Genomic DNA, 26,319 nt, shown 5'->3' on the forward strand with positions numbered 1-26,319 from the left:
GGCGAAACCGCGCGTCATAGGTAGCGCGGCGACGCGGGCTCCCTGCGTCACCCACTTTTTTTGCGTCCCCGCTTTGGGCCGGCGCGTACAGATTCTGATGCCATTAAGGACAAGAACATGAAAAAACGCATTGCAATTATTGCCGGCGCCGTGAGCCTCACGCTCGCGCTGTCGGCCTGTACCACCAACCCTTACACCGGCGAATCCGAAGCCGGTAAATCCGGCATCGGCGCGGGCCTCGGGGCCGCACTGGGCGCCGGCGTCGGCGTGCTGTCCTCTTCCAAGAAAGATCGCGGCAAGGGCGCGCTGATCGGCGCAGCGGCCGGTGCAGCCCTCGGCGGCGGCGCAGGCTATTACATGGACGTGCAGGAAGCCAAACTGCGCGACAAGATGAAAGGCACCGGCGTCAGCGTCACCCGCCAGGGCGACAACATCGTGCTGAACATGCCGAACAACGTGACCTTCGACAGCAGCAGCGCCACGCTGAAACCGGCGGGCGCCAACACCCTGACCGGCGTCGCCATGGTGCTGAAAGAGTATCCGAAAACCGCAGTCAACGTTGTCGGCTACACCGACAGCACCGGCTCCCGCTCGCTCAACATGAACCTGTCGCAGCAGCGCGCCGACGGCGTAGCCAGCGCACTGATCACCCAGGGCGTGGCGGCGAACCGTATCCGCACCACCGGTGCCGGTCCGGACAACCCGATCGCCTCCAACAGCACCGCGGAAGGCAAGGCGCAAAACCGCCGCGTCGAGATCACCCTCAGCCCGCTGCAGTAATCCCGTGCGGGGCGCAACCGGCGCCCCGCCGCCTCCCTGCGACTTTCTCCTTACCCTTCAACACTCCCGCCCGCACATCGGGTATGGTAGTCTCCTTGGCAATTAACCGCAGGAGGGATCGGCTGTGAGCACAGGCAAGGCAACGCGCGCCTCAGGACGCGCCACCATCAGCGATGTGGCCAGCATCGCCAAAACCGGCAAGACCAGCGTGTCGCGCTATCTGAATGGTGAACAGCACCTGCTTTCCGACGATCTCAAACAGCGCATCGAACAGGCGATCCAGCAGCTCGACTACCGGCCAAGCCAGATGGCGCGCAGCCTGAAGGGCGGCCAGACCCGCCTGATCGGCCTGATCCTCGCCGATATCACCAACCCCTATTCGGTGGACGTGATGCGCGGCATCGAGGCCGCCTGCCGCCAGCACGGCTTTACCCTGCTGGTGTGTAACACCAACAACGAAGTCAATCAGGAACAGCACTACCTGCAGCTGCTCAGCAGTTACCGGGTGGAGGGCATCGTGGTCAACGCGGTCGGCATGCGCGAGGAAGCGTTATCCACGCTGCAGCAGTCGATGCTGCCGATGGTGCTGATCGACCGCAAAATCCCCGATTTCGCCTGCGACGTGGTGGGCCTGAACAACCGCGAAGCCGCCACCGTCGCCACCGAACACCTGCTGCAACAAGGTTTCGAAGCGATTTTGTTCCTCAGCGAGCCGCTCGGTACGGTCAATACCCGTCTCGAGCGCCTGCACGCTTTCAGACATACCATGGCGCAGCACCCCACGCTGTCGGCGGAGCAGGCCGAAACGCCGCTCAACGATCGGCAGAAGCTGGAGCAGGTGCTGAGCGATTTCAGCGGCCGCCATCGCGGCATGCGCAAGGCGGTGATCTCCGCCAACGGCGCCCTGACGCTGCAGGTGGCGCGCGCCATGCGCCGGCTCGGCATCCAGTGGGGCAACGACATCGGCCTGCTGGGCTTCGACGAGCTGGAGTGGGCGGAGCTGGCGGGCGTCGGCATCACCACGCTGAAACAGCCCACCTACCAAATGGGGCACGCGGCGCTGGAGCGGCTGGTGCAGCGCATTCAGGGCCTGGCCGCCCCCAGCGGCGAGCAGATGTTCTCCGGCGAGCTGATCGTCCGCGGCTCCACCACCCGCTAACCCGCCTTCTTCGGGGCCGTTGCCCGCCCCGCCCTCATCGGCTGTTTTTTGCTCAGCTTCGTGATTGCGATCATATTTTTACACTCTGTCGCTTTTCGCTGGAACCGGTTCCATTTAACGTACCGGTAACAGCAGCGGCGGCGACAATGCCGCCTCAGGAGTCAAAATGAAAACAGAAATCATCGTGGTCACCGGCGCCTACGGCACCGATACCGTCAAACAATACGGCGGCCAGCGCGCGCTGTTGCCCATCATCGCCGGCGCGGGCGCCGACGGGGTGGAGATCCGCCGCGAACTGTTCGCCGCCGGCGAATTGGACAGCCTGCCGGCCCTGGCGCAAGAAATCGAACGCCAACAGCTGTTCGCCGTCTACTCCGCCCCTGAGGCGCTGTTCACCCCGCAACATACGCTGAACCCCAACCTGGCGGCGCTGCTGGCGGAAGCGCAGGCGCTGAACGCGCGCCAGCTGAAGTTGTCCCTCGGCCATTTCCGCCCCGGTTTTGATTTTACCGAGCTGAAAGTGGCGCTGGAGCAGCACCCGGTCAAACTGGTGGTCGAAAACGATCAGACGCCGGACTGCGGCATTTTGTCGATGCTGAACGCCTTTTTCCACGCCGCGGAAGATAGCCACCTGCCGGTCAGCATGACCTTCGATATGGCCAACTGGCTATGGGTGGGGCAAGACGCTTTCGCCGCCGCCGAACGCCTGGCCCGCCACGTCGGTTACGTGCACGTCAAAGCCGCCACCCAAGGCCCGCGCGGCTGGCGCGCCGTCGCGCTGGACGATACCGACGGCAGCTGGCGCGATCTGCTGGCCCGCCTGCCGCACGATGCGCCGCGCGGCATCGAATTCCCGTTGCAGGGCGATGATCTGGAAGCCGTCACCCGTCATTACGTCAATATTTTGCGTGCGGAGTAACCCCATGATGACAACGTTAACGGCAACGACGGCGCAGCAGGCGCCCCTGGATGTGGTCACGCTGGGCGAAGCCATGGCGATGTTCGTGGCGGCGCAAACCGGCGATTTGGCGGAGGTGGAAACCTTCACCAAACGCATCGCCGGCGCCGAGCTGAACGTGGCGATCGGCCTGGCGCGCCTGGGCATGAATGTCGGCTGGGTCAGCCGCGTCGGCAACGATTCGTTCGGCCGCTTCACCCTGCAGCAGCTGAAAAAAGAAGGCATCAACTACCGGCAGGTGACGGTCGACGGCCACTATCCCACCGGCTTTCAGGTGAAATCCAAAACCGCCGATGGTACCGATCCCAGCGTGGAATACTTCCGCAAAGGCTCGGCGGCCAGCCACCTGTCGGTCACCGATTTCAACCCTGAGTATTTCGGTTCTGCGCGCCACCTGCACCTGAGCGGCGTGGCGGCGGCGCTGTCCAGCGAATCGCTGGCGCTGTGCCACCATGCGGCGCGCGAGATGCGCGCCATGGGCAAAACCATTTCATTCGATCCCAATCTGCGCCCGGTGCTGTGGCCCAGCCGCGAGGTGATGATCGAGCAGCTGAACCAGCTGGCGTTCGCCGCCGATTGGGTGCTGCCGGGGCTGAAAGAGGGGCAGATCCTCACCGGCCAATCGACGCCGGAAGGCATCGCCGATTTCTATCTGGAACGCGGCGTGCAGGCGGTGATCATCAAAACCGGCCCGGACGGCGCCTGGTTTAAAACCGCCGCCGGCGACAAGGCGGCGGTGGCCGCGGTCAAGGTCGACAACGTGGTGGATACCGTCGGCGCCGGTGACGGCTTTGCCGTCGGCACCCTCAGCGCCCTGCTGGAAGGCAAAACGCTGATACAGGCGGTGCAGCGCGGCAACAAAATCGGTTCGCTGGCGATCCAGGCCATCGGCGACAGCGAGGGCCTGCCGACCCGCGCGGCGCTGGCCGAATAACAATAAAAAAACGACTTCTCCGCATGACGTCAGCCTCTGGCCCTACAACCGGGACGCGTCGGGAGAGCATCTGCCCCTTCCTCTTGCATGCCCAGCGTGCCGGGCGAAGGGGACGCAACACCACTGAAGGATACTGAACATGAACAAAGCGACTGTCGCGGCCAAACGCTGGTGGTACATCATGCCCATCGTGTTTATCACCTACAGCCTGGCCTATCTCGATCGCGCCAACTTCAGCTTCGCCTCTGCCGCCGGCATCAATGAAGATCTCGGCATCACCAAAGGCATGGCCTCGCTGCTGGGCGCGCTGTTTTTCCTCGGTTATTTCTTCTTCCAAATTCCCGGCGCCATCTACGCCGAACGCCGCAGCGTCAAAAAACTGATCTTCTGGTGCCTGATCCTGTGGGGCGGCTGCGCCTCGCTGACCGGCGTGGTGAGCAATATTCCGATGCTGGCCGCCATCCGCTTTATCCTCGGCGTGGTGGAAGCGGCGGTAATGCCGGCGATGCTGATCTACATCAGCAACTGGTTCACCAAATCGGAGCGCTCACGCGCCAATACCTTCCTGATCCTCGGCAACCCGGTGACGGTGCTGTGGATGTCGGTGGTGTCCGGCTACCTGATCCACGCCTTCGGCTGGCGTGAAATGTTCATCATCGAAGGCATTCCGGCGGTTATCTGGGCGTTCTGCTGGTGGGTGCTGGCGAAAGACAAACCGGCGCAGGCCGGCTGGTTGAGTGCCAATGAGAAACAGGCGCTGCAGCAGCAGCTGGACGAAGAGCAGAAAGGCATCAAGGCCGTGCGCAACTACGGCGAAGCCTTCCGTTCGCGCAACGTGATCCTGCTGTGCGTGCAGTACTTCGCCTGGAGCATCGGCGTGTACGGCTTCGTGCTGTGGCTGCCTTCCATCCTGCGCAGCGGCATGCAGATGGGCATGGTGGAAGCCGGCTGGCTGTCGGCGGTGCCTTACCTGGCGGCGACCATCGCCATGATCGTGGTCTCCTGGGCGTCGGACAAAATGCAAAACCGCAAGCTGTTCGTCTGGCCGCTGCTGCTGATCGGCGCGCTGGCGTTCTTCGGCTCTTACGCCGTCGGCACCAACCACTTCTGGATCTCCTACGGCCTGCTGGTAGTCGCCGGTGCCGCGATGTACGCCCCCTACGGGCCGTTCTTCGCCATCATTCCGGAAATGCTGCCGAAAAACGTCGCCGGGGGCGCCATGGCGCTGATCAACAGCATGGGCGCGCTGGGGTCGTTCTTCGGTTCGTGGTTCGTCGGCTATCTGAATGGCGCCACCGGCAGCCCGGCGGCCTCTTACATGTTCATGGCCATCGCACTGGTGGTGGCGGTGGTGCTGACGCTGATCGTCAAACCCGCCCGCAACGAGATCCAGCCGCAATTGGCTTGATCCGGTTATACTTTTTATCTGTTAACCCAACCGGGGGGGCGCCATGCCCCTTTGGCCCAGCTGGAGTTCGTGATGAAGCCTTCTATCGTATTGTACAAAAGCCTGCCTGCCGATCTGCGTGAACGTCTGGAACAGCACTTCACCGTGCACGCCTTCAACGGCCTGCAGCCGGAGAACCGCGACGACCTGCGCCAGGCGCTGCAGCAGGCCGAAGGGATCATCGGTTCCGGCGGTAAAATTGACGAAGCCTTCCTGCAGCAGGCACCCAAACTGCGCGCGGCCTCGACCGTTTCCGTCGGCTACGACAACTTCGACGTCGAGGCGCTCAACGCCCATAACGTGCTGCTGATGCACACCCCGACGGTGCTGACCGAAACCGTCGCCGACACCATCATGAGCCTGGTGCTGGCGACCGCGCGCCGGGTGGTGGAAGTGGCGGAGCGGGTGAAGGCCGGCGAATGGCGCGGCAGCATCGGGCCGGACTGGTTCGGCGTCGACGTGCACCATAAAACCATCGGCATCCTCGGCATGGGGCGCATCGGCCTGGCGCTGGCGCAGCGCGCGCATTTCGGCTTCGGCATGCCGGTGCTGTACAACGCCCGCCGCACGCACGAAGAAGCGGAGCAGCACTTTAACGCGCGCCGCTGCGATCTGGATACCCTGCTGGCCGAGTCGGATTTCGTTTGCATCACGCTGCCGCTGACCGAACAAACCTTCCACATGATCGGCCGCGATCAGCTGGCGAAGATGAAGAAAAGCGGCATTCTGATCAACGCCGGCCGCGGGCCGGTGGTGGATGAGCAGGCGCTGATCGAAGCGCTGCAAAACGGCGTGATCCACGCCGCCGGGTTGGACGTGTTCGAGAAAGAGCCGCTGCCGGCCAACTCACCGCTGCTCAGCATGCCGAACGTGGTGGCGTTGCCGCACATCGGCTCCGCCACCCATGAAACGCGCTACGGCATGGCCGCCTGCGCGGTGGATAACCTGATCGCCGCGTTGACCGGCACGGTGAAAGAAAACTGCGTCAACCCGCAGCTGTTGCGGAAATAACTCAGCGCGGCCGGTGGTCTGCGGATAACCGGCCGTGTTGCTCTTCCTGCTGCGGCGCGAACAGCGCCTGCAGCTGATGTTCTTCGGCAAAGCGCTGCAATTCGGCATCCTGAATTGCCTGAACGATCTCTTCTCGCCAGTTTTTGTCCGTCATCGCTAACCTCCTTTGATGTTCATCGTTTAATCTGCCGCAGCGCGCGCGCAAAGCCAAGCCGAATCAATCCGAAAACGCTCCGCCCTTCCTCTCCTCCCCGAAAAAACCTCGCAGGGAGGAGGCTATTTTTCCGCCGTTTGCCACACTGGGCGCTACCCTGCGAAAAAACGCTTCCTGCCGCGCGTAAGGAGAGCCATGAAACTGTTACCCCTGCCCTTGTTGATGCTGCTGTCGCCTTCGGCGCTGGCCGGCTGGACGCTGCCGGGTTTCCCGGCCTTCGACGAAACTGCCGCCGGGCTGTTTACCAGCCAAGCCGCGCTGCCCAAAGGCCAGCTGCCGCTGCGCCTGTATCTGGATAACCACTGCTGGCAGCCGGCCGAGGCGGTGAAGCTTAACCAGACGCTGTCGCTGCAGCCCTGCGGCGCCCATCCGCCGGCCAGCTGGCGGCAGTTCCGCGCCGGCGACTATCAGGTGCGCATCGACACCCGCAGCGGCACGCCGACGCTGCAGCTCAGCCTGCGCAGCGCGCCGGAAAGCGCCGCCGTTGTTGCCCGCAGCTGCCCGCGCTGGGACGGCAAGCCGGTCACGGTCGACGTCGCCTCCACCTTCGCCGAAGGCGAAACGCTGCGCGATTTCTATTCCGGCCAAACGGCGCAGGTGAGCCAGGGGAAAATCACGCTGCAGCCCGCCGCCGCCAGCGGCGGCCTGTTGCTGCTGGAGTCCGCCGCCACGGCGAAACCGGCGGCGTTCAGCTGGCATAACGCCACGGTCTACTTCGTGCTGACCGATCGCTTTGAGAACGGCAATCCGGCCAACGACCACAGCTACGGGCGCCGCAGCGACGGCCTGCAGGAAATAGGCACCTTTCACGGCGGCGATCTGGCCGGCCTGACGCAAAAACTGGATTATCTGCAGCAGCTCGGCGTCAACGCCTTGTGGATCAGCTCGCCGCTGGAGCAGATCCACGGCTGGGTCGGCGGCGGCACCAAAGGCGACTTCCCGCATTACGCCTATCACGGCTATTACGCTCTCGACTGGACTCGCCTCGACGCCAACATGGGCACCGCACAGGAGCTGCGCACGCTGGTCGAGCAAGCGCATCGGCGCGGCATTCGCATTCTGTTCGACGTGGTGGTGAACCATGTCGGTTACGCCACGCTGACGGATATGCAGACGTTTCACTTCGGCTCGCTGTATCTGCAAGGCGCGGAGGTGGAGAAAACCCTGGGGAAAAACTGGGGCGACTGGCGCCCCGGGCCAGGGCAAAACTGGCACAGTTTCAACGACTACATCAACTTCAGCGACAAGGCGGGCTGGCGCCAATGGTGGGGGAAAAACTGGATCCGCACCGACATCGGCGACTATGACTCACCGGGCTATGACGATCTGACGATGTCGCTGGCCTTCCTGCCGGACATTAAAACCGAAGCGCCCGGCGTCAGCGGCCTGCCGCTGTTCTACCGCCACAAGCCCGACACCGCCGCACGCGACATGCCCGGCGCCGCCACCCGCGATTACCTGACCGTCTGGCTCAGCCAGTGGGTGCGCGATTACGGCATCGACGGTTTCCGCGTCGATACCGCCAAGCACGTGGAAAAACCGACGCTGGCGCTGTTGAAGCAGCGCGCCACGGCGGCATTGGCGGCGTGGAAAGCGGAGCATCCGCAGCAGGCGCTGGATGGTGCGCCGTTTTGGATGACCGGCGAGGCCTGGGGCCACGGGGTGATGAAAAGCGATTATTACCAAAACGGCTTCGACGCGATGATCAACTTCGATTTCCAGGATCAGGCGTCGCAGGCGCTGGGCTGCTTCGCCGACATCGACGCCACCTACCGGCAGATGGCCGAGCGGCTGCAGGATTTCAACGTGCTGAGCTACCTCTCTTCACACGATACCCGGCTGTTTTTCGCCAGCGACGCCAAAGGCTCGCTGCCGCGCCAACGGCGGGCGGCGAACCTGCTGTTGCTGGCACCGGGCGCGGTGCAGATTTACTACGGTGATGAAAGCGGCCGCCCGCTCGGCCCCACCGGTTCCGATCCGCTGCAGGGCACCCGCTCCGACATGAACTGGCGTGAGCTGCAGGGGGAAAAAGCCCCGCTGCTGGCCCACTGGCAGCGGTTGGGTCAGTTCCGCGCTCGCCATCCGGCGATCGGCGCCGGCGTGCAAACCCCGCAACCGCACGCCGCCTATTATGCCTTCAGCCGCCGGCTCGGCGACGATAAGGTGATGGTGGTGTGGGCCGGCGAACGGTCACAATAATCCAGCGTAATATGCTACCAATCGGCCAATGAGCGAAGTTTGTGCCCATTGGCCGATTTGTCGGCCGCATTGCAGCGGGGTTTGTCTGGCGGTATGGTGGGGGATTACCTGCTAAGAAACAGTACTGCTGCACCTATGACTTTCTCACTTTTCGGCGAAAAATTTACCCGTTATGCGGGCATTACCCGTTTGATGGACGACCTGAACGAAGGCCTGCGCACCCCCGGTGCCATCATGCTCGGCGGCGGCAACCCGGCGCAGATCCCAGAGATGGAAGCCTACTTCAAACAGCTGTGCCAGGAGATGCTCGACCAGGGCAAACTGACCGAAGCGCTGTGCAACTACGACGGCCCGCAAGGCAAGGACGCGCTGCTGAAAGCGCTGGCCAATCTGCTGCGCGACGAGCTCGGCTGGGAGATTTCGCCACAGAATATTGCACTGACGAACGGCAGCCAAAGCGCATTTTTCTACTTGTTCAACCTGTTCGCCGGCCGCTACGCCGACGGTTCGCGCCGCCGCGTGCTGTTCCCGCTGGCGCCGGAATATATCGGCTATGCCGACGCCGGGCTGGACGAAGGGCTGTTCGTCTCCGCCAAACCGAACATCGAGCTGCTGCCGGACGGCCAGTTCAAATATCACGTTGATTTCGAACACCTCACCATCGGCGACGACATCGGCATGATCTGCGTTTCACGGCCGACCAACCCGACCGGCAACGTGATCACCGACGAAGAGCTGATGAAACTCGATCTGCTGGCGCAGCAGCGCGACATTCCGCTGGTGATCGACAACGCCTACGGCGTGCCGTTCCCCGGCATCATCTTCAGCGACGCCACGCCGCTGTGGAACCCGAACACCATCCTGTGCATGAGCCTGTCCAAGCTCGGCCTGCCGGGCTCGCGCTGCGGCATCGTGATCGCCGACGAGAAGGTGATCACCGCGCTGACCAACATGAACGGCATCATCAGCCTGTCGCCGGGCAGCATGGGGCCGGCGATGGCGACGGAAATGATCGCGCGCGGCGATCTGCTGCGCCTGTCGAACGAGGTGATTCGCCCGTTCTACAAACAGCGCGTCGAGCACACCATCGAGATTATCCGCCGTTACCTGTCGCCGGAGCGCTGCCTGATCCACAAACCGGAAGGGGCTATCTTCCTCTGGCTGTGGTTCAAGGATCTGCCGATCACCACCGAAGTGCTGTATCAGCGCCTGAAAAAGCGCGGCGTGCTGATGGTACCGGGCCACTACTTCTTCCCGGGGCTGGAGCACGAATGGCCGCACACCCACCAGTGCATGCGCATGAACTACGTGCCCGATCCGGAGAAAATCGAGCGCGGCGTGGCGATCCTGGCGGAAGAGATCGAACGCGCGCATCAGGAAGGCTAACGCCAGATGATTGAAAATCGACCGATAAAGATATACGATGCATATATCGTATATCTTTTTTTTGGAGGGCTAGCGATGACTCGCATCGTGATCGATTTACCTGAAGAAGACCTGCGGCAGCTCGACAATCTGAAAAATATCCGCCACGTTCCCCGGGCCGAAATCATCCGTCAGGCCGTCTCCCGTTATCTGACGGAGAACCACGTTGAAGATCCCAGCAATGCTTTCGGGCTCTGGTCCGGGGCGATGGGCGATGGCGTAGACTACGAAAATCGTCAGCGCGAGGAGTGGGAATAATGGTGGCTCAACGGGCGTTATTCGACACCAATATCCTGATCGATTATCTCAACGGCATTCCTCAAGCCAAAGACGTTCTGACCGAATACCACATCAACCCGGCTATTAGCGCCATCACCTGGATGGAAGTGATGGTGGGTGCCAAAAAACAGGGGCCGGCGCTGGAGCTGAAAACGCGCCAGTTTTTAGGGCAATTCCTGCTGCTGCCTATTACCGATGAAGTTGCCGAACGCGCCGTAGAACTGCGCCACTCACAGCATGTGAAGCTGCCGGACGCCATTGTCTGGGCCACCGCGCAGGTGGGGTTCCGGACGCTCATCTCCCGCAACCCCAAAGATTTTGGCACTGACAACGGCGTGTTAATGCCTTACCGGCTGTAGTCGGGCAGCGTTACAGCGTCCAGAACAGCACCGCCAGCAGCTGCGGCGACATGATGCGCAGGAACATCGCCAGCGGATACACGGTGGCGTAAGACAGCGCAGCGGCGCCGCTGGTGGGATGCAGACCGTTGGCGAACGCCAGCGCCGGCGGATCGGTCATCGATCCCGCCAGCATGCCGGACAGCGTCAGGTAGTTCATCTTGCCCACCGTGCGCGCCAGAATACCGACGCTCAGCAGCGGAATGGCGGTGATCAACGCGCCGTACCCGACCCACGTCAGCCCCTCGCCGTGCAGCAAGGTATCGATGAAGTTGCCACCCGACTTCAACCCGACCACCGCCAGAAACAGCACGATGCCCAGTTCGCGCAGCGCCAGGTTGGCGCTCGGCGGCATAAACCAGTACAGCTTGCCAATGCTGCCGATGCGCCCCAGGATCAGCGCCGCCACCAGCGGCCCGCCGGCCAGCCCCAGCCGCAATGCCGCCGGGAAGCCGGGCACGAACAGCGGAATGGAGCCGAGCAGCACCCCAAGGCCGATGCCGATAAACACCGGCAGCATCTGCACCTGCTGCAGTTTTTGTTGGGCGTTGCCGACGATTGCCGTCACCGCGTCGATGGCCTCCGGCCGGCCGACCAGGTTCAGAATGTCGCCGAATTGCAGCGTCACGTTGCTGCCGGCCACCAGCTCCACGCCGGCGCGGTTGAGGCGTGAAATTACCACGTCATACTTTTGCTTCAGGTTCAGATCGCGGATTTTCTTGCCCAGCACCTGCTCGTTGGTCACCACCGCCCTCACCACCTGCAGCGCGGTGCCGCGCGTGGACAGCGAGGCGTCCACCTCTTCGCCGATCACCAGTCGGGCGTTCTCCAAATCTTCGCGTTTGCCCACCAGATGCAGGTAGTCGCCCAGCTCCAGCCGCTCGTGCGGCGCCGGCACCATCAGCAGCTCCCCGCGTTTGAGGCGCGAACAGACGATCGCTTCACCATTGAGCAGCGGCACCTGCTTGATCGCCATGCCCTGCAGATTGGGGTTGCGCACCGCCACGTTGATGGCGTGCAGTAGCTCACGCTGATTGCCCAGGCTGCTTTCAAACGCCTGCGCTTCGCGCTCGATGTTGATGCGGAAAAACAGCCGAATCAGCCACATCACCAGCAGGATGCCGCATATGCCGAACGGATAGGCCATGGCGTAACCCATCCCCATGCCGTCCACCAGCGCCGGATCGGAACCGAGATCGGTCAGGATTTGCTGACCGGCGCCCAGCGCCGGGGTGTTGGTAACCGCACCGGAGAACACGCCGAGGATGATCGGCAGCGGCACGTCGAACAGCTTGTGTACCGCCGCCGCCACGACGCCGCCGGTCAGCACCAGCAGCACCGCGAAGGCGTTGAGGCGCAGCCCGGAGACGCGCAGCGAAGAGAAGAAACCGGGGCCGACCTGAATGCCGATGGTGTACACGAACAGGATCAGGCCAAACTCCTGGATAAAGTGCAGCATGTCCCCATTCAGGCTGATTTGCCCGCTCTGGGCGAAGTGGCCGATCAGGATGCCGCCGAACAGCACGCCGCCGATGCCCAGCCCAACGCCGTACAGCTTCCAGTTCCCCATCCACAGCCCAATGACGGCCGCCAGCGCCAACATGCTGACGGTCAGGGCGATATCGCTCATAGGTCACATCCTTGCCAAAGTTGAAAAGGAATTTGCGGCCAAAGACACACAATTAACAAGGATTATGACATCGGACAAACGGGGGGACTGTGGCATGCGCCACATAACGCAGCGGGGGAGACCCGTCTGGATCTCCCCCGCATGATGATGACCGTTTTTCAGTCGGTTATTTGGCTTCCAGCTCCGGCGTCGCCCCGATGGCGATGCGCTGCGGCTGCAAGGCTTCCGGCACCTGACGCACCAGATCGATGTGCAGCAGGCCGTTTTCAAATTTGGCCTCCGACACCTGCAGATGCTCCGCCAGGGTGAAGGTCAACTGGAACTCTTTGCACACCAGGCCCTGATGCAGGTATTCGACCTGTTTTTCCGGCGGTGTGGGTTTACCGCTGACGGTCAGCCGCGGCCCTTCCACTTCGATATTCAGTTCGCTCTGCCGGAAACCGGCCAGCGCCAGAGAAATGCGGTAGTGATTGTCATCGCTTTTCTCGATGTTATACGGCGGGAACCCCTGGGGTTCCTGGCCGCCCATTGAGCTGGCCAATTTATCAAAACCAATCCACTGACGCAGAAGCGGGGATAAATCGTAATTACGCATAGGAACAACTCCTTTCATTAAGCGAGATGTGTTTATTCAGCCCCCTGACGGCAGGCTAGGTATTATTTTCCGGCAGCGTACCTGCCGGCGAAACGGAAATTTATTTAATTTCGATGCGGCGCGGTTTTAATGTTTCCGGTACGATGCGTTGCATGTCGATATACAACAGGCCATTCTCCAGTTTGGCACCTTTAATTTGAATGTGTTCGGCCAGCTGGAATTTACGCTCGAAATTACGCTCGGCGATGCCCTGATATAAATAGGTTTTTTCTGCCGGTTCGCTATTGTGCGCCCCGCGCACGATCAGCAGATTATCTTGCGTGGTGATCTCCAGCTCCTGCTCGGCAAACCCGGCTACCGCGATGGCGATGCGATAATGATTTTCGTCCACCAGCTCGACATTATAAGGCGGATAACCGCCGTTGCCCTGACTCTGACCGGCTTCCAGCGCGTTGAACAAGCGATCGAAACCAATGGCGGAACGGTATAGCGGGGAAAGATCAAAATTACGCATAAAACAGCCTCCTAAGGCACTTCAGCGAGGTTGAAATAAATACGCCTTCCACTCTGGACAGGCTAATTAAGCCAGAATTCCCTTACGGCGAATTCTCAATTCGGCTCTGATGATAAAATGGGGGTTGATTTCATCAATTCAACAGGCGAGGATCAAAAAAACTTCGCACCGATTAGGCGAAAGTTTTTTTACCACTTACACTAAAGTGAGAGAGCCGCCACAGAGCGGGATTTTGCTTCTTTTAAAGCAGCGACAGGATGTTATAACTCAGCTTAATTTTAGGGGCACAGCAACCCTGCAGGATGGATTAATGACGACGATGAAAGCGATAGCGACGGGCTGCATGTTGTTGGCGACCAGCGGTTGCTCCAGCGTGATGAGCCATACCGGCCCGAATCAGGGTTACTATCCCGGCACCCGCGCCAGCGTGGACATGCTGAAGGACGACAACACCAGCTGGGCGATGATGCCGCTGGTGGCGCTGGATCTGCCGTTCTCTGCGGTGATGGACACCGTACTGCTGCCTTACGACTATCTGCGTTCCGGCAACGACGCCACCACAGACTCGCCAAAAGCGCGCATCCTGCGCAGCGAGCAGCAGAATCTGGCGGCAACCGGCAATCCCGGCGAAGGCAACGACAGCGCCGCCACCCACTAATCACACACGCAGCGGGCCATCAGGCCCGCCTTACACCTCAACCACAAAGATCTGGTTGAATCCCGCTATCTCGCGCATAAACGCCACTTTCTTGCCGTCCGGTGAAAACACCACGGCGTCCCCCGACGGCGGCTGCACGCTGCGCTGCGTCAAACGCTGCAGACGGCCGCCGGCGACCTCGCACAGCATCACGCTGTTGTCACACACCAAGGCAATCGCCCCGCCCTGCGGGTGCCAGCTGAAGGCAGACTGGATATCATGCTCGCTGTGGCTCACCTGGCGCGGCTCCCCGCCGTTCGGCGACACCGTCCACAGCTGCACCACGCCGCCGTCATCCTTCATCAAAAACGCGATCTGGCTGCCGTCCGGCGAGCTGCGCAGCCAGTGGCGCGGTGCGCCGGCCACGCCCGGAAAACGACGATCGCCGGTAAAGGTCACCCGCCGCTGCCTGACGCCCTGCGGCGGCGCCGGCAGCTCGCTTTCCGTTCCCTGCAGCGGCAGAGCACCCGCCCTGGCGTAATCGGCATCGTTCTCCGGCAGATCGACGATAAACACCTCCGGCAGCTTTTCACCGGCGGCGGACAGCGTATCGCCGATGAACGCCAGCGCCCAGCGCTGCCGGCTGCCGTCGGCCTTACGATAACCTTCGCGGCCAATCCAGCCTTCTTCGTAAGCACGATTGATCTGATCGCTGCCCGGCTGCGGCTGCGGCACGGTCTCGCTGACCAGCACGCAATAGTGGCTGCCGTCATACTCGCGCGGATGCTGTTTCGGCGGATTGACCCCGTGCAGCGGCACGGCCACCCCGACGTTGCGCAGATCGCGCGCCGGATCGCACTCGTGCATGACGTGATCGTTATAGGTAAAGCTGAGGCGGCTGCCGTCCGGGCTGAAAACGTGCACATGGCTGCCGCCGCGCAGCGCGCCGGGGGTGTAGGGGGCGGTGATATCCAGCGCGTCGAGGGTGATGGCCAACTCGCGATCCGGTTCGCTGACGATCACCCCGCGGCGGTGGTGAAAATCATATTGCCAGGCGCTGTCCGGGTGCTCCGGGCCATGGATAAAGGCATAGCGCGCCGGCGCATCGGGGCTGACCGTGACCACGCCGACGTGGGCGCCGTGCTGAGCGCGATAAACCACCTCCACCGCGCCGCTGGCGACGTTGACCCGCTCGATGCTCAGACCGGTGAAAGAGGCGCCGCGCGGGCGCACGTCATAAGCCAGCCATTGGCTGTCCGGCGTCCAGACGTTGATATTGGTTAACTGATGCCCGCGAGGGTCGAAAGTCAGCTGTTTTTCCCGATGGCTCATGGCGGTTCTCCTGCGCATGCCGGCACTGAGTCGCCATCTTACCGGATCGGCGGCAGCGTTTCATATGGCGCGCTGCCGCGTGAAGCAAGGTTATTTTTTCAGGGCGTTGAATTCCGTTTTGGCCCTTTGCAACTGCGCGGCGAAGGTGGGCTCCGCGTGCAGTCGGGCGACGATGGCCGAGGCGACCAAGCGCGCGGCGGTCACGTCGCTTTGCCAGTGATAGCCGCAAATCACCCGGCTCTGGCCCATCTCATAGCCGCGCTGCAGTATCGTCCCCTGCCTGGGAGGGTTAATCTCCGCCAGCACCAGCGCGGTCGCCCAACCGATGGCGGTGTGCCCGGAAGGATAAGAGCCGTTCGTCGATAGCGTGCTCTCTTCATCCGGTCGGCAAGTGGGCTCATGGTAAAAAGCGAACGGCCGAATGCGCATATAGTGATTTTTGGCGCTGCGGGTAGCCAGATCGCCGGCGTCTTCACGCATTTTCATCACCAGTTTGAACAGCTCCGGCGTATTATCCTGGGTGATTTCCGTACCGAAAGCGCCGGATAATGCGGCGGCGACGCCATCCCCCGTTACGTGTGCGTCGTGATAAGCCTGTTTGCCCCGTTCGGTATTACGCAATAATTTCCCGGCATCATATTGCGCCTTGTCATTCATAAAATCGATGCTGTCAACGGCGGGAGGCGGCGGCAATAACGCCAAGCTGTCTATCGATTGCGACTCTTGCAGAAAATAGACCTCCGGTTGGGTGGTCACATCTTTGGCGGCGAAACCAAACGGTGTCAGCGCGGCATAGGTTAATGAGGCGAGTAATATTTTTTTCATTGTCGTTCCCTTATTAAAATAATTGAGCGGTTGCGACTTCCTTAACGCAAATAAATAAAAAATCGTGCCGCTAAACTATACGTTAATGATTATTTTTCGCCGCCAGTGCGATCACATTACGCCGTGCCCGCTTTTGCCCGGCTGCCGGGCGACGGGGTTTACAATTAATACAAAAAAGTACAAACTGGATTTTTAAGTCCAAAAATTCTGGAGCCGGTATGAACCCCCTCTTCGATGCCATTGTTTCTGCCCATCAACAGCTGCGCCCTCAGGTACGGGTCACGCCATTGGAGCGCAGCGTGCTGCTTTCGCAGCAGCTGGGCTGCGAGCTGTATCTGAAATGCGACCATCTGCAGCACACCGGCTCCTTTAAATTTCGCGGCGCCAGCAACAAGCTAAGGTTACTGGATAGCGAGCAACGCCGGCGCGGCGTGATCGCCGCCTCAACCGGCAACCACGGCCAGGCGGTCGCTTTGGCGGGGCAACTGATGGGCGTTGGCGTCACGGTTTATGCGCCGGAGACGGCGGCGAGCATCAAGCTAGACACCATCCGCGCACTGGGCGGCACCGTGGAACGGGTGCCGGGCGATGCGCTGAACGCCGAACTGGCGGGGGAACAGGCCGCACGCGAACAGGGAAAAACCTATATCTCGCCGTATAACGACGAGCAGGTGATCGCCGGCCAGGGCACCTGCGGCATGGAGCTGGTTGAACAGCTCACCGGTCTGGACGCCGTGTTCGTGGCGGTCGGCGGCGGTGGCTATATCGCCGGTATCGGCACCGTTCTGCGGCAATTGTCGCCGAACACGCAGCTTATCGCCTGCTGGCCGGAAAACGCCACCAGCATGTACAGCGCGCTGGAAGCGGGCCATATCTTCCCGGTGGAAGAGCAACACACCCTGTCCGACGGCACCGCCGGCGGCGTCGAGCCGGGCGCCGTAACCTTCCCGCTGTGCCAACAGCTGATCGACCGCAAAGTGCTGGTCAGCGAGACGGAGATCAAGCACGCGATGCGCCGGATCGCCGCCAGCGATCGGTGGATTATCGAAGGCGCGGCCGGCGTGGCGCTGGCGGCGGCGATCAAGCTGGCACCGGAATACCAAGGAAAAAAAGTGGCGGTGGTGCTGTGCGGTAAAAACATCGTGCTGGAGAAGTACCTCAAGGCCATCGCCGATGCACATCCTTAATCGGCAGCAAATCCTCGCCGCGTTCGACGCCGAGGCTATAACCCCGCTGCTGAAGCAGGGTTTTATCGCCTACTCGCAACGGCGGGTGCAACAGCCGCCGGTACAGCATTTCCTGTTCGAGCAGGCCGCCGGCGATTGCTGCATCAAATCCGCCTGGCTGGAAGGCGAAGAGATGTTCGTGGTCAAGGTCTCCGCCGGTTTCTATCGCAACGCCGAACGCGGTTTGGCCAGCAATCAGGGGTTGGTGATAGCGTTCTCCGCCCAGACCGGCGAGCCTCGGGCGCTGCTGCTGGATGAGGGCTGGCTGACCGCGCTGCGCACCGCACTGGCCGGCCGCATCGCCGCCGAACTGTGCGCGCCGCCGCATATTCAGGCGATCGGCATGGTCGGCACCGGCCTGCAGGCCAGGCTGCAGCTGCAATGTCTGAAACCGGTGACCGATTGCCGCGAAGTGTGGGTATGGGGCCGCAACGATCAGGCGCTGGCGGCGTATCGGCGCGAAGCCGAGGCCGAAGGTTTTCGGGTGCGGGTTACGCAGGATGCGGCGGAACTGGCGGCGCACTGTCAGCTGATCGTCACTACCACGCCCAGCCGCGAACCGATTTTACAGGCGGCGGATATTCGGCCCGGCACGCACATCACCGCCGTGGGTGCCGACGCGCCCGGCAAGCAGGAGCTGGCGACCGATCTGGTGGCTCGCGCGGACGCACTGCTGGTCGATGCGCTGGCGCAGTGCGCTGACTATGGCGAGATCGCGACGGCTTATCGGCAAAATAGGCTGATTTCAACGCCAATCGTCGAAATGGGCGCCGTCTTGGCGCTGGGAGGGCGGTTGCGAAGCGAGCCGCAGCACATCACCATTGCCGATCTTACCGGGCTGGCGATTCAGGATCTGCAGATCGCCAAAGGGGTGTTGGCGGCAATATAAAGGGGCGCCGCAGCGCCCCACTTGATCAGGCGTTGAGCACGAACTTTTCGATGGCGCGCGCCACGCCGTCTTCAGTATTGGCGCCGGTGACAAACTGCGCCACCGCTTTCAGCTCGGGAATGGCGTTGCCCATCGCCACGCCGACGCCGGCATACTCGATCATCGCCGTATCGTTGGCCTGATCCCCCAGCGTCATGATGTTTTCCCGCGCCACGCCGAGGTGCTCGGCCAGCATTCTCACCCCGGCGCCCTTATCGACGTTCTTATGCAGGATTTCGAGGTAGTAAGGCGCGCTTTTCAGAATGGTGTAACGCTCGCGCGTTTCCGCCGGGATGCGCGCAATCGCGTTGTCCAGCAGCGCCGGCTCGTCGATCATCATCACTTTCGGGAAACGCATCTGGCGATCCATCTCCTCCACGCTGCGGTATTTCAACGGAATACCGGTCATTTCCGCCTCGTGTATGGTGTATTTGCCGATGTCTTTGTTCGGGGTATACAGGGTGTCAAAGTCAAATGCCTGGTAGTGAACGCCGAGCTCGCGCGCCATCTGCTCGAAGTGCAGATAGTCCTCGAAGCCCAGGGTTTCCTGCAGAATACAGGCGCCGTCGGCCGCGCGCAGCACCAGCGCGCCGTTGTAGGTTATGCAAAAATCGCCGGGGCCCTGAATGTCCAACTGGTGCAGATAGTCCTGCACGCCGACATAAGGCCGCCCGGTGGCCAGCACCACGTGCACCCCTTTGCGCCGCGCCGCCGCGATAGCCTGCTTTACCGCCGGCGTGATTTGGTGCTGCGGATCCAGCAACGTGCCGTCCATGTCGATCGCAATCAGTTCAATAGCCATTCAACGCTTCTCCCAGTGGTTTTTTCCCATGCTAACGCGTTTCAGCCTCGGCTGTCAGCGCCAAAAAAGGCGTAAAAAAATCCGCGCGGGTCGCCCGGCGCGGATTTTCACAGCCATTAACGCATCAGATATCGATGTTCGCCGCTTTCAGGGCGTTTTCTTCGATAAAGGCGCGGCGCGGCTCAACCGCATCGCCCATCAGCGTGGTGAACAGCTGATCGGCAGCGATGGCGTCCTTGACGGTCACGCGCAGCATGCGGCGGCTTTCCGGATCCATGGTGGTTTCCCACAGCTGCTCCGGGTTCATCTCGCCCAGGCCTTTATAGCGCTGCACCGACAGGCCGCGGCGCGACTCTTTCACCAGCCACTCCAGCGCCTGCTCGAAGCTGTCTACCGGCTGACGACGTTCGCCACGCTCGATGAACGCACCGTCTTCGATCAGCCCGCGCAGCTTCTCGCCCAGCTGGCAGATCTTGCGGTATTCGCCGCCGTGGATGAAGTCGAAGTCCAGCTTATAGTCGGTATCCACGCCGTGGGTGCGGATGCGCAGCGCCGGTTCGAACATCTGGCGTTCGCGGTTCTCGAAGATCACGAAGTCATAGCTGCTGCCGTGCTGCTCTTTGTCGTTCAGCGCCTGCACCAGCGAAGCGATCCAGGTTTTCACCTTGGCTTCATCGCTGAGATCGCCTTCGTTCAGCGTCGGCTGATAGATCAGGTTGTTCAGTAGCGCGCGCGGATAGCGGCGCTCCATGCGGCCGATCAGCTTCTGCACGGCATAGTGTTCTGCCACCAGTTTTTCCAGCTGCTCGCCGCCGAGCGCCGGTGCGCTGGCATTGGTATGCAGCGTAGCGCCGTCCATCGCGATGGCGATCTGATACTGATCCATCGCCTCGTCATCTTTGATGTACTGCTCCTGCTTGCCTTTCTTCACCTTGTACAGCGGCGGCTGCGCGATAAACACGTGGCCACGCTCGATGATTTCCGGCATCTGGCGGTAGAAGAAGGTCAACAGCAGCGTACGGATGTGCGAACCGTCGACGTCGGCATCGGTCATGATGATGATGCTGTGGTAACGCAGCTTGTCCGGGCTGTACTCGTCGCGGCCGATGCCGCAACCCAGCGCGGTGATCAGCGTCGCCACTTCCTGCGAGGAGAGCATTTTGTCGAAACGCGCTTTCTCGACGTTGAGGATTTTCCCCTTCAGCGGCAAGATAGCCTGGTTCTTGCGGTTGCGCCCCTGCTTGGCAGAGCCGCCCGCGGAGTCCCCTTCCACCAGGTACAGTTCGGACAGCGCCGGATCGCGTTCCTGGCAGTCCGCCAGTTTGCCCGGCAGGCCGGCCAGATCCAGCGCGCCTTTGCGGCGGGTCATCTCACGCGCTTTACGCGCCGCTTCGCGCGCGCGCGCCGCGTCGATGATTTTGCCGACCACGATTTTCGCGTCGCCCGGATTCTCCATCAGGTAATCCACCAGCTTCTCGTTCATCAGCGTTTCAACCGCGGTTTTCACCTCGGAAGAGACCAGCTTGTCCTTGGTCTGAGAAGAGAACTTGGGATCCGGCACCTTCACCGACACCACGGCGATCAGACCTTCACGCGCGTCATCGCCGGTGGCGCTGACCTTGGCCTTCTTGCTGTAGCCTTCCTTCTCCATGTAGCTGTTCAGCGTACGGGTCATCGCGGTACGGAAACCGACCAGGTGCGTGCCGCCGTCGCGCTGCGGAATGTTGTTGGTGAAGCAGTAGATGTTTTCCTGGAAACCGTCGTTCCACTGCAGCGCCACTTCCACGCCGATGTCGTCTTTCACGGTCGAGAAGTAGAACACGTTCGGGTGGATCGGGGTTTTGTTCTTGTTCAGGTACTCGACAAACGCCTTGATGCCGCCTTCGTAATGGAAGTGGTCTTCACGGTCGGTGCGCTTGTCCTTCAGGCGGATAGACACGCCGGAGTTGAGGAAGGACAGCTCGCGCAGACGCTTGGCCAGAATGTCGTACTCGAAATCGGTCACATTGGTGAAGGTCTGGTGGCTCGGCCAGAAGCGCACCATGGTGCCCGTCTGTTCGGTTTCGCCCACCACGGTCAGCGGCGCCTGCGGCTCGCCGTGGCTGTAAGTCTGTTCGTGCACTTTGCCTTCGCGGCGGATCACCAGCTCCAGTTTCTCCGACAGGGCGTTAACCACCGAGACGCCCACGCCGTGCAGGCCGCCGGAAACCTTATAGGAGTTGTCGTCGAATTTACCGCCGGCGTGCAGCACGGTCATGATGACCTCTGCGGCTGAAACCCCTTCTTCCGGGTGAATGCCGGTCGGAATGCCGCGGCCGTCATCCTGTACCGATACCGAGTTGTCGGCATGGATGGTGACCTGAATGTCACTACAGTGGCCCGCGAGCGCTTCGTCGATAGCGTTGTCCACAACCTCGAATACCATGTGGTGCAGACCGGTGCCGTCATCGGTATCGCCGATATACATGCCCGGGCGCTTGCGCACCGCATCCAGCCCTTTTAATACCTTGATACTTGAGGAGTCATAAGAATTCGACATCAACGTTTCTCGCTCATTTTAGTCCTGTGGTTGAACCTCTATTTTACCCTGTTCCACGCGGAACATCTTGCCCTTTTCACCGGCCATGTCGGTCACTTGTTCAGCGCTCACCGCGCTGACAAAAACCTGGGCCTGGGTGGCTTTCAGGCGATCGGCCAGCAACCGGCGACGGCCGGTGTCCAGCTCGGAGGCAAAATCATCAATCAGATACAGGCAACGCCGCCCGCTCTGCCGGGTGAGAAACTCACCCTGCGCCAAGCGCAACGCGCACATCAGCAGCTTAAGCTGACCGCGCGATAACAAATCCTCTACCGGCGTGCCGTCGGCACGAATGCGGAAGTCCGCTTTATGCGGCCCCACCGCGGTATAGGTCAATGCCCTGTCTCGCTCGAACTGGCGCTCCAGCAGCTCGCCGTAGTCGCTCTCTTTGTCCCAGCCGCGCTGGAAGGAGAAGCTCAGGGCGAATTCAGGCAGAAACTGCGCGCAGGTCGCGGTGATATCCGCGGCGATCGCGTCGCTGTATTCCGCCCGCCATTCGCTGATGCGCTCCGCGAGCGGGATCAGTTCCTGATCCCAGGCGCGGATCTGCGCATAGCGACTCACCTGGCGCAGCGCGGCATTGCGCTGCTTCAGTAACCGTTTCAGGTTGCTCCAGGCGGTGAAAAAACCGGGTTCGTTATGAAAACAGCCCCAGTCCAGGAAGGCGCGCCGGAATTTCGGCCCGCCGTTCAGCAGGGTAAAACCTTCGGGGGTGATCAGCTGCATGGGCAGCAGCTGCGCCAGCTCGGCCACCTTGTGGCCATCGCTGCCATCGATACGTACTTTGCTGTCACCCTGACGGCTCTTGCTCAATCCTACCGACAGCTCGCGCTCCGCGCCTTCGATGCGGCCGTGCAGCACGAACTCCGGCTGGTCGTGGCGAATGACCCGACCGGCCTGCAGGCTGCGAAAGGCGCGGCCGTGGCCGAGCGTATACACCGCTTCCAGCACGCTGGTCTTGCCGCTGCCGTTGGCGCCGACCAGGAAGTTGAATCCCGGCGCCAGCGCCAAATCCGCCGCCTCGATATTGCGGAAATCTTTAATCAATAAACGCGTCAGAGCCATGCAATCTCTTTACCGATGACGGTGCTGTAATTCAAGGTAACGAGACTACAACCGCATTGGCATGACAACGTAGGCCGCCGCCTGGCTGGCGCCGTCTTCGATCTGCACGCTGGAGACCGAATCGGTCAACAGCAGGCGCACGTCTTCACACTTGAGCGCGTTCAACACGTCCAGCACGTAGCTGACGTTGAAGCCGATCTCCATCTCCGCGCCGTCGTAGCTGACGTCGAGGATCTCTTCCGCCTCTTCCTGCTCCGGGTTGTTGGCGGTGATCTTCAGCTGGTTCTGGCTGACGTACAGCCGCACGCCGCGGAATTTCTCGTTCGAGAGAATCGCCGCGCGGGCAAACGCCTGCTTGAGCAGATCGCAGCCGGCTTCCAGCGTTTTATCCGGGTTCTTCGGCAAGACGCGGCGATAGTCCGGGAAACGGCCGTCAACCAGCTTGGAGGTGAAGATGAAATCGCCGACGTGAGCGCGAATGTTGTTGCTGCCGATCTGCAGCTGCAGCAGCGAATCGCCGCCGTCCAGCAGACGCACCAGCTCCATCACCCCTTTACGCGGCACGATCACCGAATGCGACGGCAGCTGTTGGCCGATCGGCATCGAGCACACCGCCAGGCGGTGGCCGTCGGTCGCGACGGTGCGCAGCTCTTCGCCTTCAGTTTCAAACAGCATGCCGTTCAGGTAATAACGCACGTCCTGATGGGCCATCGAGAACTGGGTGGCTTCGATCAGGCGCTTCAGCGTCGCCTGCGGCAAGGTGAACTCCACCTCGCTCTGCCAGTCGTCCAGGTTCGGGAAGTCCGCCGCAGGCAGCGTGGACAGCGAGAAGCGGCTGCGGCCGGACCGCACCAGCATGCGCTCGCTTTCCAGCGTGACGGCGATCTCCGCCCCTTCCGGCAGGCCGCGGCAGATATCAAAGAATTTGCGCGCGGGCACGGTGGTCGCGCCCGGCTCGTGCGGCTGGGACAGGGCGACGCGCGCCACCATCTCCATCTCCAGATCGGTGCCGGTCAGCAGCAGGGAGCCTTCCGTCACCTGCAGCAGCAGGTTGCCCAGGATCGGCAAGGTCGGGCGGCCGCCCAGCGGGCTGCTCACCTGTTGCAGCGGTTTTAGCAGATGCTCACGTTCAACGATAAATTTCATAGCGCTATGAAGATAATGTTCTGATTAAATTGGAGAAATCTTCTTTGATGTCGTGACTTTCCTCACGCAGCTGCTCGATCTTCCGGCAGGCGTGCAACACCGTGGTATGGTCGCGGCCACCAAACGCATCGCCGATTTCCGGCAGGCTGTGGTTGGTGAGTTCCTTCGCCAACGCCATCGCCATCTGGCGCGGGCGGGCAACGGATCGCGAACGCCGCTTGGACAGCAAATCCGCGACTTTAATCTTGTAATACTCCGCCACCGTCTTTTGAATATTGTCGATGGTGACCAGCTTTTCCTGCAGCGCCAGCAGATCGCGCAGCGCTTCGCGCACGAAATCGATGGTGATGGCCCGGCCGGTAAAGTTGGCGTTGGCGATCACGCGGTTCAGCGCCCCTTCGAGCTCACGCACGTTGGAACGCAGGCGCTTGGCGATGAAGAACGCCACTTCGCCCGGCAGGCGGATGTCGTTTTCGTCGGCCTTTTTCATCAGGATCGCCACGCGGGTTTCCAGCTCCGGCGGCTCGATCGCCACCGTCAGCCCCCAGCCGAAGCGCGACTTCAGACGATCTTCCACCCCGTTGATCTCTTTAGGGTAGCGATCCGAGGTCAGGATGATCTGCTGATTGCCTTCCAACAGAGCGTTAAAGGTATGGAAGAACTCTTCCTGCGAACGCTCCTTGTTGGCGAAGAATTGGATGTCATCGATCAGCAAGGCGTCGACCGAACGGTAGTAACGCTTAAACTCTTCGATAGCGTTGTTCTGCAACGCTTTGACCATGTCCTGCACGAAGCGTTCCGAGTGCATGTAGACCACTTTGGCGTTGGCCTTGCGCGCCATGATGCCGTTGCCGACCGCGTGCAGCAGGTGGGTTTTACCCAGGCCGGTGCCGCCATACAGGAACAGCGGGTTATAGGCGCCGCCCGGGTTGTCCGCCACCTGACGAGCCGCCGCGCGCGCCAATTGGTTGGACTTACCCTCGACGAAGTTGTCAAAGGTGTGTTTGGGGTTGACGTTGGAGCGGTAAGAGAGCTCGGGTTGCGCCGCCGCGTTGTCCCAGCTCGGGCGCAAAGGCGCGGCCGTGCGCGCCGCGGGGGCCGCAGGGGCGCTGCTGACGCTGGCGGTCACGGTCTGGCTGATCACCTGCGCGATCGGCTTGCTGCCGACTTCAAAACGCAGCAAAGGCGCGTCCGTGCCGCAGAAATCATTCAGCAGGCCATTGATGTTGTTTAAGTACTTATCGCGAACCCAATCCAGCACAAAGCGGTTAGGCGCATACAGCGCCAGGGTGTTGTCACTCAGTTCCGCCTGCAATGGGCGTATCCACATACTAAATTCTGTGGCAGGTAACTCATCCTGCAATCGGGCAAGACACTGCTGCCAAAGCGAAAGTGACACGGCGGACTCCACTCGAACAAGATCAATAAAGAAAAGAAACGGGCAACTTTTTTATAACTCATGATTTTTGACACATACCCGGCATCGGCGATTTGCCTGTGGGGGATGCGAACCGCCTTTCACGGTTTGTGTCCCTCACGATCCCGGCATGAGGGATCGCGATCGGAATGTCGGATCATAGCGCAATCCGCGCAAGAGATCCTCCCCTTCCTCACAGATTAGATCCATTTTATCCACAGGCCGCGGCCGGCGGCGATCTTTTCACCGTCGGTGCCGGATGACCGCGCAGATCCCGGCCGCTGCGCCGCATTTTTTACATTGTCAACCGGTTATACCCTGTTATCCACGCCGGATCCTGCGATCGCGCGCAAAGGATCTCTCGGGGATCCTTGCGATTTCACCCCGAGTCCGTATAATCTTCGCCCTACGTGTGATACCTGGTTCCTTATGGTGCGTCATTAGCCAGACAGGATTCTGCGGTGACCACGGGCCAAGACCGGATTTTGTTCCGTTATTGGCAGACAACCAGGTAGGCTGGCGCGATGCGAATTGACTCAGGACTGTACAATTATTACAATCCCGCTTCTTTATGTATTGCGATTGAGGCGTCGGTCATCTTCACGCCGAGTAGCCAAACGCGTTTACTGATCAGTAATTATTTTAAGTTTAGGTAGAAATCGCTATGAAACGCACTTTCCAACCGTCCGTATTGAAGCGCAACCGTAGCCACGGTTTCCGTGCTCGTATGGCCACCAAAAATGGTCGTCAAGTTCTGGCCCGCCGTCGTGCGAAAGGCCGTGCTCGTCTGACTGTTTCTAAGTAATAAAGCTAACCCGCT

Annotated in this window: 25 protein-coding genes; 14 read left to right on the top strand and 11 right to left on the bottom strand. The window is 61.2% G+C overall.

What is annotated here, in order from left to right; genetic code table 11:
• Positions 1-117: 117 nt before the first annotated feature.
• The 6 genes from ACJ8IN_RS16200 to ghrB all read left to right on the top strand — a co-directional run bounded on the left by ACJ8IN_RS16200 (position 118) and on the right by ghrB (position 6,289).
• Positions 118-780, top strand: a complete 663-nt coding sequence (locus ACJ8IN_RS16200; RefSeq protein ID WP_033631402.1) for an OmpA family lipoprotein — start codon at positions 118-120, stop codon at positions 778-780.
• Between the two features lie 124 nt (positions 781-904).
• Complete coding sequence (locus ACJ8IN_RS16205) at positions 905-1,939, top strand: LacI family DNA-binding transcriptional regulator (protein WP_033653960.1); 1,035 nt, start codon at positions 905-907, stop codon at positions 1,937-1,939.
• A gap of 166 nt (positions 1,940-2,105) precedes the next feature.
• A complete protein-coding gene (locus ACJ8IN_RS16210; protein ID WP_033636544.1) occupies positions 2,106-2,858 on the top strand; it encodes a sugar phosphate isomerase/epimerase family protein in 753 nt (250 codons plus the stop codon).
• A gap of 7 nt (positions 2,859-2,865) precedes the next feature.
• The gene (locus ACJ8IN_RS16215; RefSeq protein WP_041038167.1) at positions 2,866-3,831 is read left to right on the top strand and encodes a sugar kinase; all 966 of its coding nucleotides are present in this window, start codon (positions 2,866-2,868) and stop codon (positions 3,829-3,831) included.
• Between the two features lie 139 nt (positions 3,832-3,970).
• Positions 3,971-5,239: an MFS transporter gene (locus ACJ8IN_RS16220; protein ID WP_049187072.1), complete on the top strand. Its 1,269-nt coding sequence runs from the start codon at positions 3,971-3,973 to the stop codon at positions 5,237-5,239.
• A 72-nt stretch (positions 5,240-5,311) separates the two neighbouring features.
• Positions 5,312-6,289 (top strand): glyoxylate/hydroxypyruvate reductase GhrB, encoded by a 978-nt coding sequence (gene ghrB / locus ACJ8IN_RS16225; protein ID WP_060424133.1) that lies wholly within the window; start codon positions 5,312-5,314, stop codon positions 6,287-6,289.
• A 1-nt stretch (position 6,290) separates the two neighbouring features.
• On the opposite strand, the gene ACJ8IN_RS16230 is transcribed toward ghrB, so the two are convergent.
• A complete protein-coding gene (locus ACJ8IN_RS16230) occupies positions 6,291-6,443 on the bottom strand; it encodes a hypothetical protein (protein ID WP_165384406.1) in 153 nt (50 codons plus the stop codon).
• Between the two features lie 195 nt (positions 6,444-6,638).
• On the opposite strand from ACJ8IN_RS16230, the gene ACJ8IN_RS16235 reads away from it, so the two are divergent.
• The 4 genes from ACJ8IN_RS16235 (at position 6,639) to ACJ8IN_RS16250 (ending at position 10,765) form a co-directional block, all read left to right on the top strand.
• Positions 6,639-8,702 carry an alpha-amylase gene (locus tag ACJ8IN_RS16235; RefSeq protein ID WP_060424131.1) on the top strand — a complete coding sequence of 688 codons (2,064 nt, stop codon included), beginning with the start codon at positions 6,639-6,641 and terminating at the stop codon, positions 8,700-8,702.
• A gap of 135 nt (positions 8,703-8,837) precedes the next feature.
• On the top strand, positions 8,838-10,088 hold the full coding sequence (locus ACJ8IN_RS16240; RefSeq protein WP_033645138.1) for a valine--pyruvate transaminase: 1,251 nt from the start codon (positions 8,838-8,840) through the stop codon (positions 10,086-10,088).
• A 75-nt stretch (positions 10,089-10,163) separates the two neighbouring features.
• The gene (locus ACJ8IN_RS16245; RefSeq protein ID WP_004933932.1) at positions 10,164-10,385 is read left to right on the top strand and encodes a ribbon-helix-helix domain-containing protein; all 222 of its coding nucleotides are present in this window, start codon (positions 10,164-10,166) and stop codon (positions 10,383-10,385) included.
• The gene (locus ACJ8IN_RS16250; RefSeq protein ID WP_033649548.1) at positions 10,385-10,765 is read left to right on the top strand and encodes a type II toxin-antitoxin system VapC family toxin; all 381 of its coding nucleotides are present in this window, start codon (positions 10,385-10,387) and stop codon (positions 10,763-10,765) included. The genes ACJ8IN_RS16245 and ACJ8IN_RS16250 overlap by 1 nt, the downstream gene beginning before the upstream one ends.
• 10 nt (positions 10,766-10,775) lie before the next feature.
• Here ACJ8IN_RS16250 and ACJ8IN_RS16255 read toward each other — a convergent pair whose 3' ends face one another.
• From ACJ8IN_RS16255 to ibpA, 3 genes are all read right to left on the bottom strand, one after another.
• Complete coding sequence (locus tag ACJ8IN_RS16255) at positions 10,776-12,434, bottom strand: putative transporter (protein ID WP_047569941.1); 1,659 nt, start codon at positions 12,432-12,434, stop codon at positions 10,776-10,778.
• 166 nt (positions 12,435-12,600) lie between these two features.
• A complete protein-coding gene (gene ibpB, locus ACJ8IN_RS16260) occupies positions 12,601-13,029 on the bottom strand; it encodes a small heat shock chaperone IbpB (protein WP_004933922.1) in 429 nt (142 codons plus the stop codon).
• 100 nt (positions 13,030-13,129) lie between these two features.
• On the bottom strand, positions 13,130-13,543 hold the full coding sequence (gene ibpA, locus ACJ8IN_RS16265; RefSeq protein WP_047569943.1) for a small heat shock chaperone IbpA: 414 nt from the start codon (positions 13,541-13,543) through the stop codon (positions 13,130-13,132).
• A 310-nt stretch (positions 13,544-13,853) separates the two neighbouring features.
• Between ibpA and ACJ8IN_RS16270 the strand changes: the two genes are divergently transcribed.
• Positions 13,854-14,201: a YceK/YidQ family lipoprotein gene (locus ACJ8IN_RS16270; RefSeq protein ID WP_049197081.1), complete on the top strand. Its 348-nt coding sequence runs from the start codon at positions 13,854-13,856 to the stop codon at positions 14,199-14,201.
• A 30-nt stretch (positions 14,202-14,231) separates the two neighbouring features.
• On the opposite strand, the gene ACJ8IN_RS16275 is transcribed toward ACJ8IN_RS16270, so the two are convergent.
• The gene (locus ACJ8IN_RS16275; protein WP_047569945.1) at positions 14,232-15,512 is read right to left on the bottom strand and encodes a DUF3748 domain-containing protein; all 1,281 of its coding nucleotides are present in this window, start codon (positions 15,510-15,512) and stop codon (positions 14,232-14,234) included.
• 90 nt (positions 15,513-15,602) lie between these two features.
• Complete coding sequence (locus ACJ8IN_RS16280) at positions 15,603-16,337, bottom strand: acid phosphatase (protein ID WP_033636536.1); 735 nt, start codon at positions 16,335-16,337, stop codon at positions 15,603-15,605.
• Positions 16,338-16,555: 218 nt separating this feature from the next.
• On the opposite strand from ACJ8IN_RS16280, the gene ACJ8IN_RS16285 reads away from it, so the two are divergent.
• On the top strand, positions 16,556-17,524 hold the full coding sequence (locus ACJ8IN_RS16285) for a threonine/serine dehydratase (protein WP_308325328.1): 969 nt from the start codon (positions 16,556-16,558) through the stop codon (positions 17,522-17,524).
• Entirely contained in the window at positions 17,511-18,452 is a 942-nt protein-coding gene (locus ACJ8IN_RS16290) for an ornithine cyclodeaminase family protein (protein WP_060428496.1), read from the top strand. The genes ACJ8IN_RS16285 and ACJ8IN_RS16290 overlap by 14 nt, the downstream gene beginning before the upstream one ends.
• Positions 18,453-18,477: 25 nt before the next feature.
• On the opposite strand, the gene yidA is transcribed toward ACJ8IN_RS16290, so the two are convergent.
• From yidA to dnaA, 5 genes are all read right to left on the bottom strand, one after another.
• Positions 18,478-19,293, bottom strand: a complete 816-nt coding sequence (gene yidA, locus ACJ8IN_RS16295; protein ID WP_308325327.1) for a sugar-phosphatase — start codon at positions 19,291-19,293, stop codon at positions 18,478-18,480.
• 124 nt (positions 19,294-19,417) lie between these two features.
• Positions 19,418-21,832, bottom strand: a complete 2,415-nt coding sequence (gene gyrB, locus ACJ8IN_RS16300; RefSeq protein ID WP_047569951.1) for a DNA topoisomerase (ATP-hydrolyzing) subunit B — start codon at positions 21,830-21,832, stop codon at positions 19,418-19,420.
• 18 nt (positions 21,833-21,850) lie between these two features.
• Positions 21,851-22,936 (bottom strand): DNA replication/repair protein RecF, encoded by a 1,086-nt coding sequence (gene recF, locus ACJ8IN_RS16305; protein WP_004933895.1) that lies wholly within the window; start codon positions 22,934-22,936, stop codon positions 21,851-21,853.
• 45 nt (positions 22,937-22,981) lie between these two features.
• Positions 22,982-24,082 (bottom strand): DNA polymerase III subunit beta, encoded by a 1,101-nt coding sequence (gene dnaN / locus ACJ8IN_RS16310; protein WP_004933892.1) that lies wholly within the window; start codon positions 24,080-24,082, stop codon positions 22,982-22,984.
• A gap of 4 nt (positions 24,083-24,086) precedes the next feature.
• On the bottom strand, positions 24,087-25,481 hold the full coding sequence (gene dnaA, locus ACJ8IN_RS16315; RefSeq protein ID WP_049235245.1) for a chromosomal replication initiator protein DnaA: 1,395 nt from the start codon (positions 25,479-25,481) through the stop codon (positions 24,087-24,089).
• Between the two features lie 682 nt (positions 25,482-26,163).
• Between dnaA and rpmH the strand changes: the two genes are divergently transcribed.
• A complete protein-coding gene (gene rpmH, locus ACJ8IN_RS16320; RefSeq protein WP_000831330.1) occupies positions 26,164-26,304 on the top strand; it encodes a 50S ribosomal protein L34 in 141 nt (46 codons plus the stop codon).
• The last annotated feature ends 15 nt before the right edge of the window (positions 26,305-26,319 follow it).

The sequence above is a fragment of the Serratia sp. CY31944 genome (genome assembly GCF_052169175.1).
Classification (GTDB): Bacteria; Pseudomonadota; Gammaproteobacteria; order Enterobacterales; family Enterobacteriaceae; genus Serratia; species Serratia sarumanii.

Coding starts and splice junctions, on each gene's coding strand:
- ACJ8IN_RS16200 (WP_033631402.1), top strand. CDS start 118: ATGAAAAAACGCATTGCAATTATTGCCGGCGCCGTGAGCCTCACGCTC.
- ACJ8IN_RS16210 (WP_033636544.1), top strand. CDS start 2,106: ATGAAAACAGAAATCATCGTGGTCACCGGCGCCTACGGCACCGATACC.
- ACJ8IN_RS16215 (WP_041038167.1), top strand. CDS start 2,866: ATGACAACGTTAACGGCAACGACGGCGCAGCAGGCGCCCCTGGATGTG.
- ACJ8IN_RS16220 (WP_049187072.1), top strand. CDS start 3,971: ATGAACAAAGCGACTGTCGCGGCCAAACGCTGGTGGTACATCATGCCC.
- ghrB (WP_060424133.1), top strand. CDS start 5,312: ATGAAGCCTTCTATCGTATTGTACAAAAGCCTGCCTGCCGATCTGCGT.
- ACJ8IN_RS16230 (WP_165384406.1), bottom strand. CDS start 6,443: ATGACGGACAAAAACTGGCGAGAAGAGATCGTTCAGGCAATTCAGGAT.
- ACJ8IN_RS16235 (WP_060424131.1), top strand. CDS start 6,639: ATGAAACTGTTACCCCTGCCCTTGTTGATGCTGCTGTCGCCTTCGGCG.
- ACJ8IN_RS16240 (WP_033645138.1), top strand. CDS start 8,838: ATGACTTTCTCACTTTTCGGCGAAAAATTTACCCGTTATGCGGGCATT.
- ACJ8IN_RS16245 (WP_004933932.1), top strand. CDS start 10,164: ATGACTCGCATCGTGATCGATTTACCTGAAGAAGACCTGCGGCAGCTC.
- ACJ8IN_RS16250 (WP_033649548.1), top strand. CDS start 10,385: ATGGTGGCTCAACGGGCGTTATTCGACACCAATATCCTGATCGATTAT.
- ACJ8IN_RS16255 (WP_047569941.1), bottom strand. CDS start 12,434: ATGAGCGATATCGCCCTGACCGTCAGCATGTTGGCGCTGGCGGCCGTC.
- ibpB (WP_004933922.1), bottom strand. CDS start 13,029: ATGCGTAATTACGATTTATCCCCGCTTCTGCGTCAGTGGATTGGTTTT.
- ibpA (WP_047569943.1), bottom strand. CDS start 13,543: ATGCGTAATTTTGATCTTTCCCCGCTATACCGTTCCGCCATTGGTTTC.
- ACJ8IN_RS16270 (WP_049197081.1), top strand. CDS start 13,854: ATGACGACGATGAAAGCGATAGCGACGGGCTGCATGTTGTTGGCGACC.
- ACJ8IN_RS16275 (WP_047569945.1), bottom strand. CDS start 15,512: ATGAGCCATCGGGAAAAACAGCTGACTTTCGACCCTCGCGGGCATCAG.
- ACJ8IN_RS16280 (WP_033636536.1), bottom strand. CDS start 16,337: ATGAAAAAAATATTACTCGCCTCATTAACCTATGCCGCGCTGACACCG.
- ACJ8IN_RS16285 (WP_308325328.1), top strand. CDS start 16,556: ATGAACCCCCTCTTCGATGCCATTGTTTCTGCCCATCAACAGCTGCGC.
- ACJ8IN_RS16290 (WP_060428496.1), top strand. CDS start 17,511: ATGCACATCCTTAATCGGCAGCAAATCCTCGCCGCGTTCGACGCCGAG.
- yidA (WP_308325327.1), bottom strand. CDS start 19,293: ATGGCTATTGAACTGATTGCGATCGACATGGACGGCACGTTGCTGGAT.
- gyrB (WP_047569951.1), bottom strand. CDS start 21,832: ATGTCGAATTCTTATGACTCCTCAAGTATCAAGGTATTAAAAGGGCTG.
- recF (WP_004933895.1), bottom strand. CDS start 22,936: ATGGCTCTGACGCGTTTATTGATTAAAGATTTCCGCAATATCGAGGCG.
- dnaN (WP_004933892.1), bottom strand. CDS start 24,082: ATGAAATTTATCGTTGAACGTGAGCATCTGCTAAAACCGCTGCAACAG.
- rpmH (WP_000831330.1), top strand. CDS start 26,164: ATGAAACGCACTTTCCAACCGTCCGTATTGAAGCGCAACCGTAGCCAC.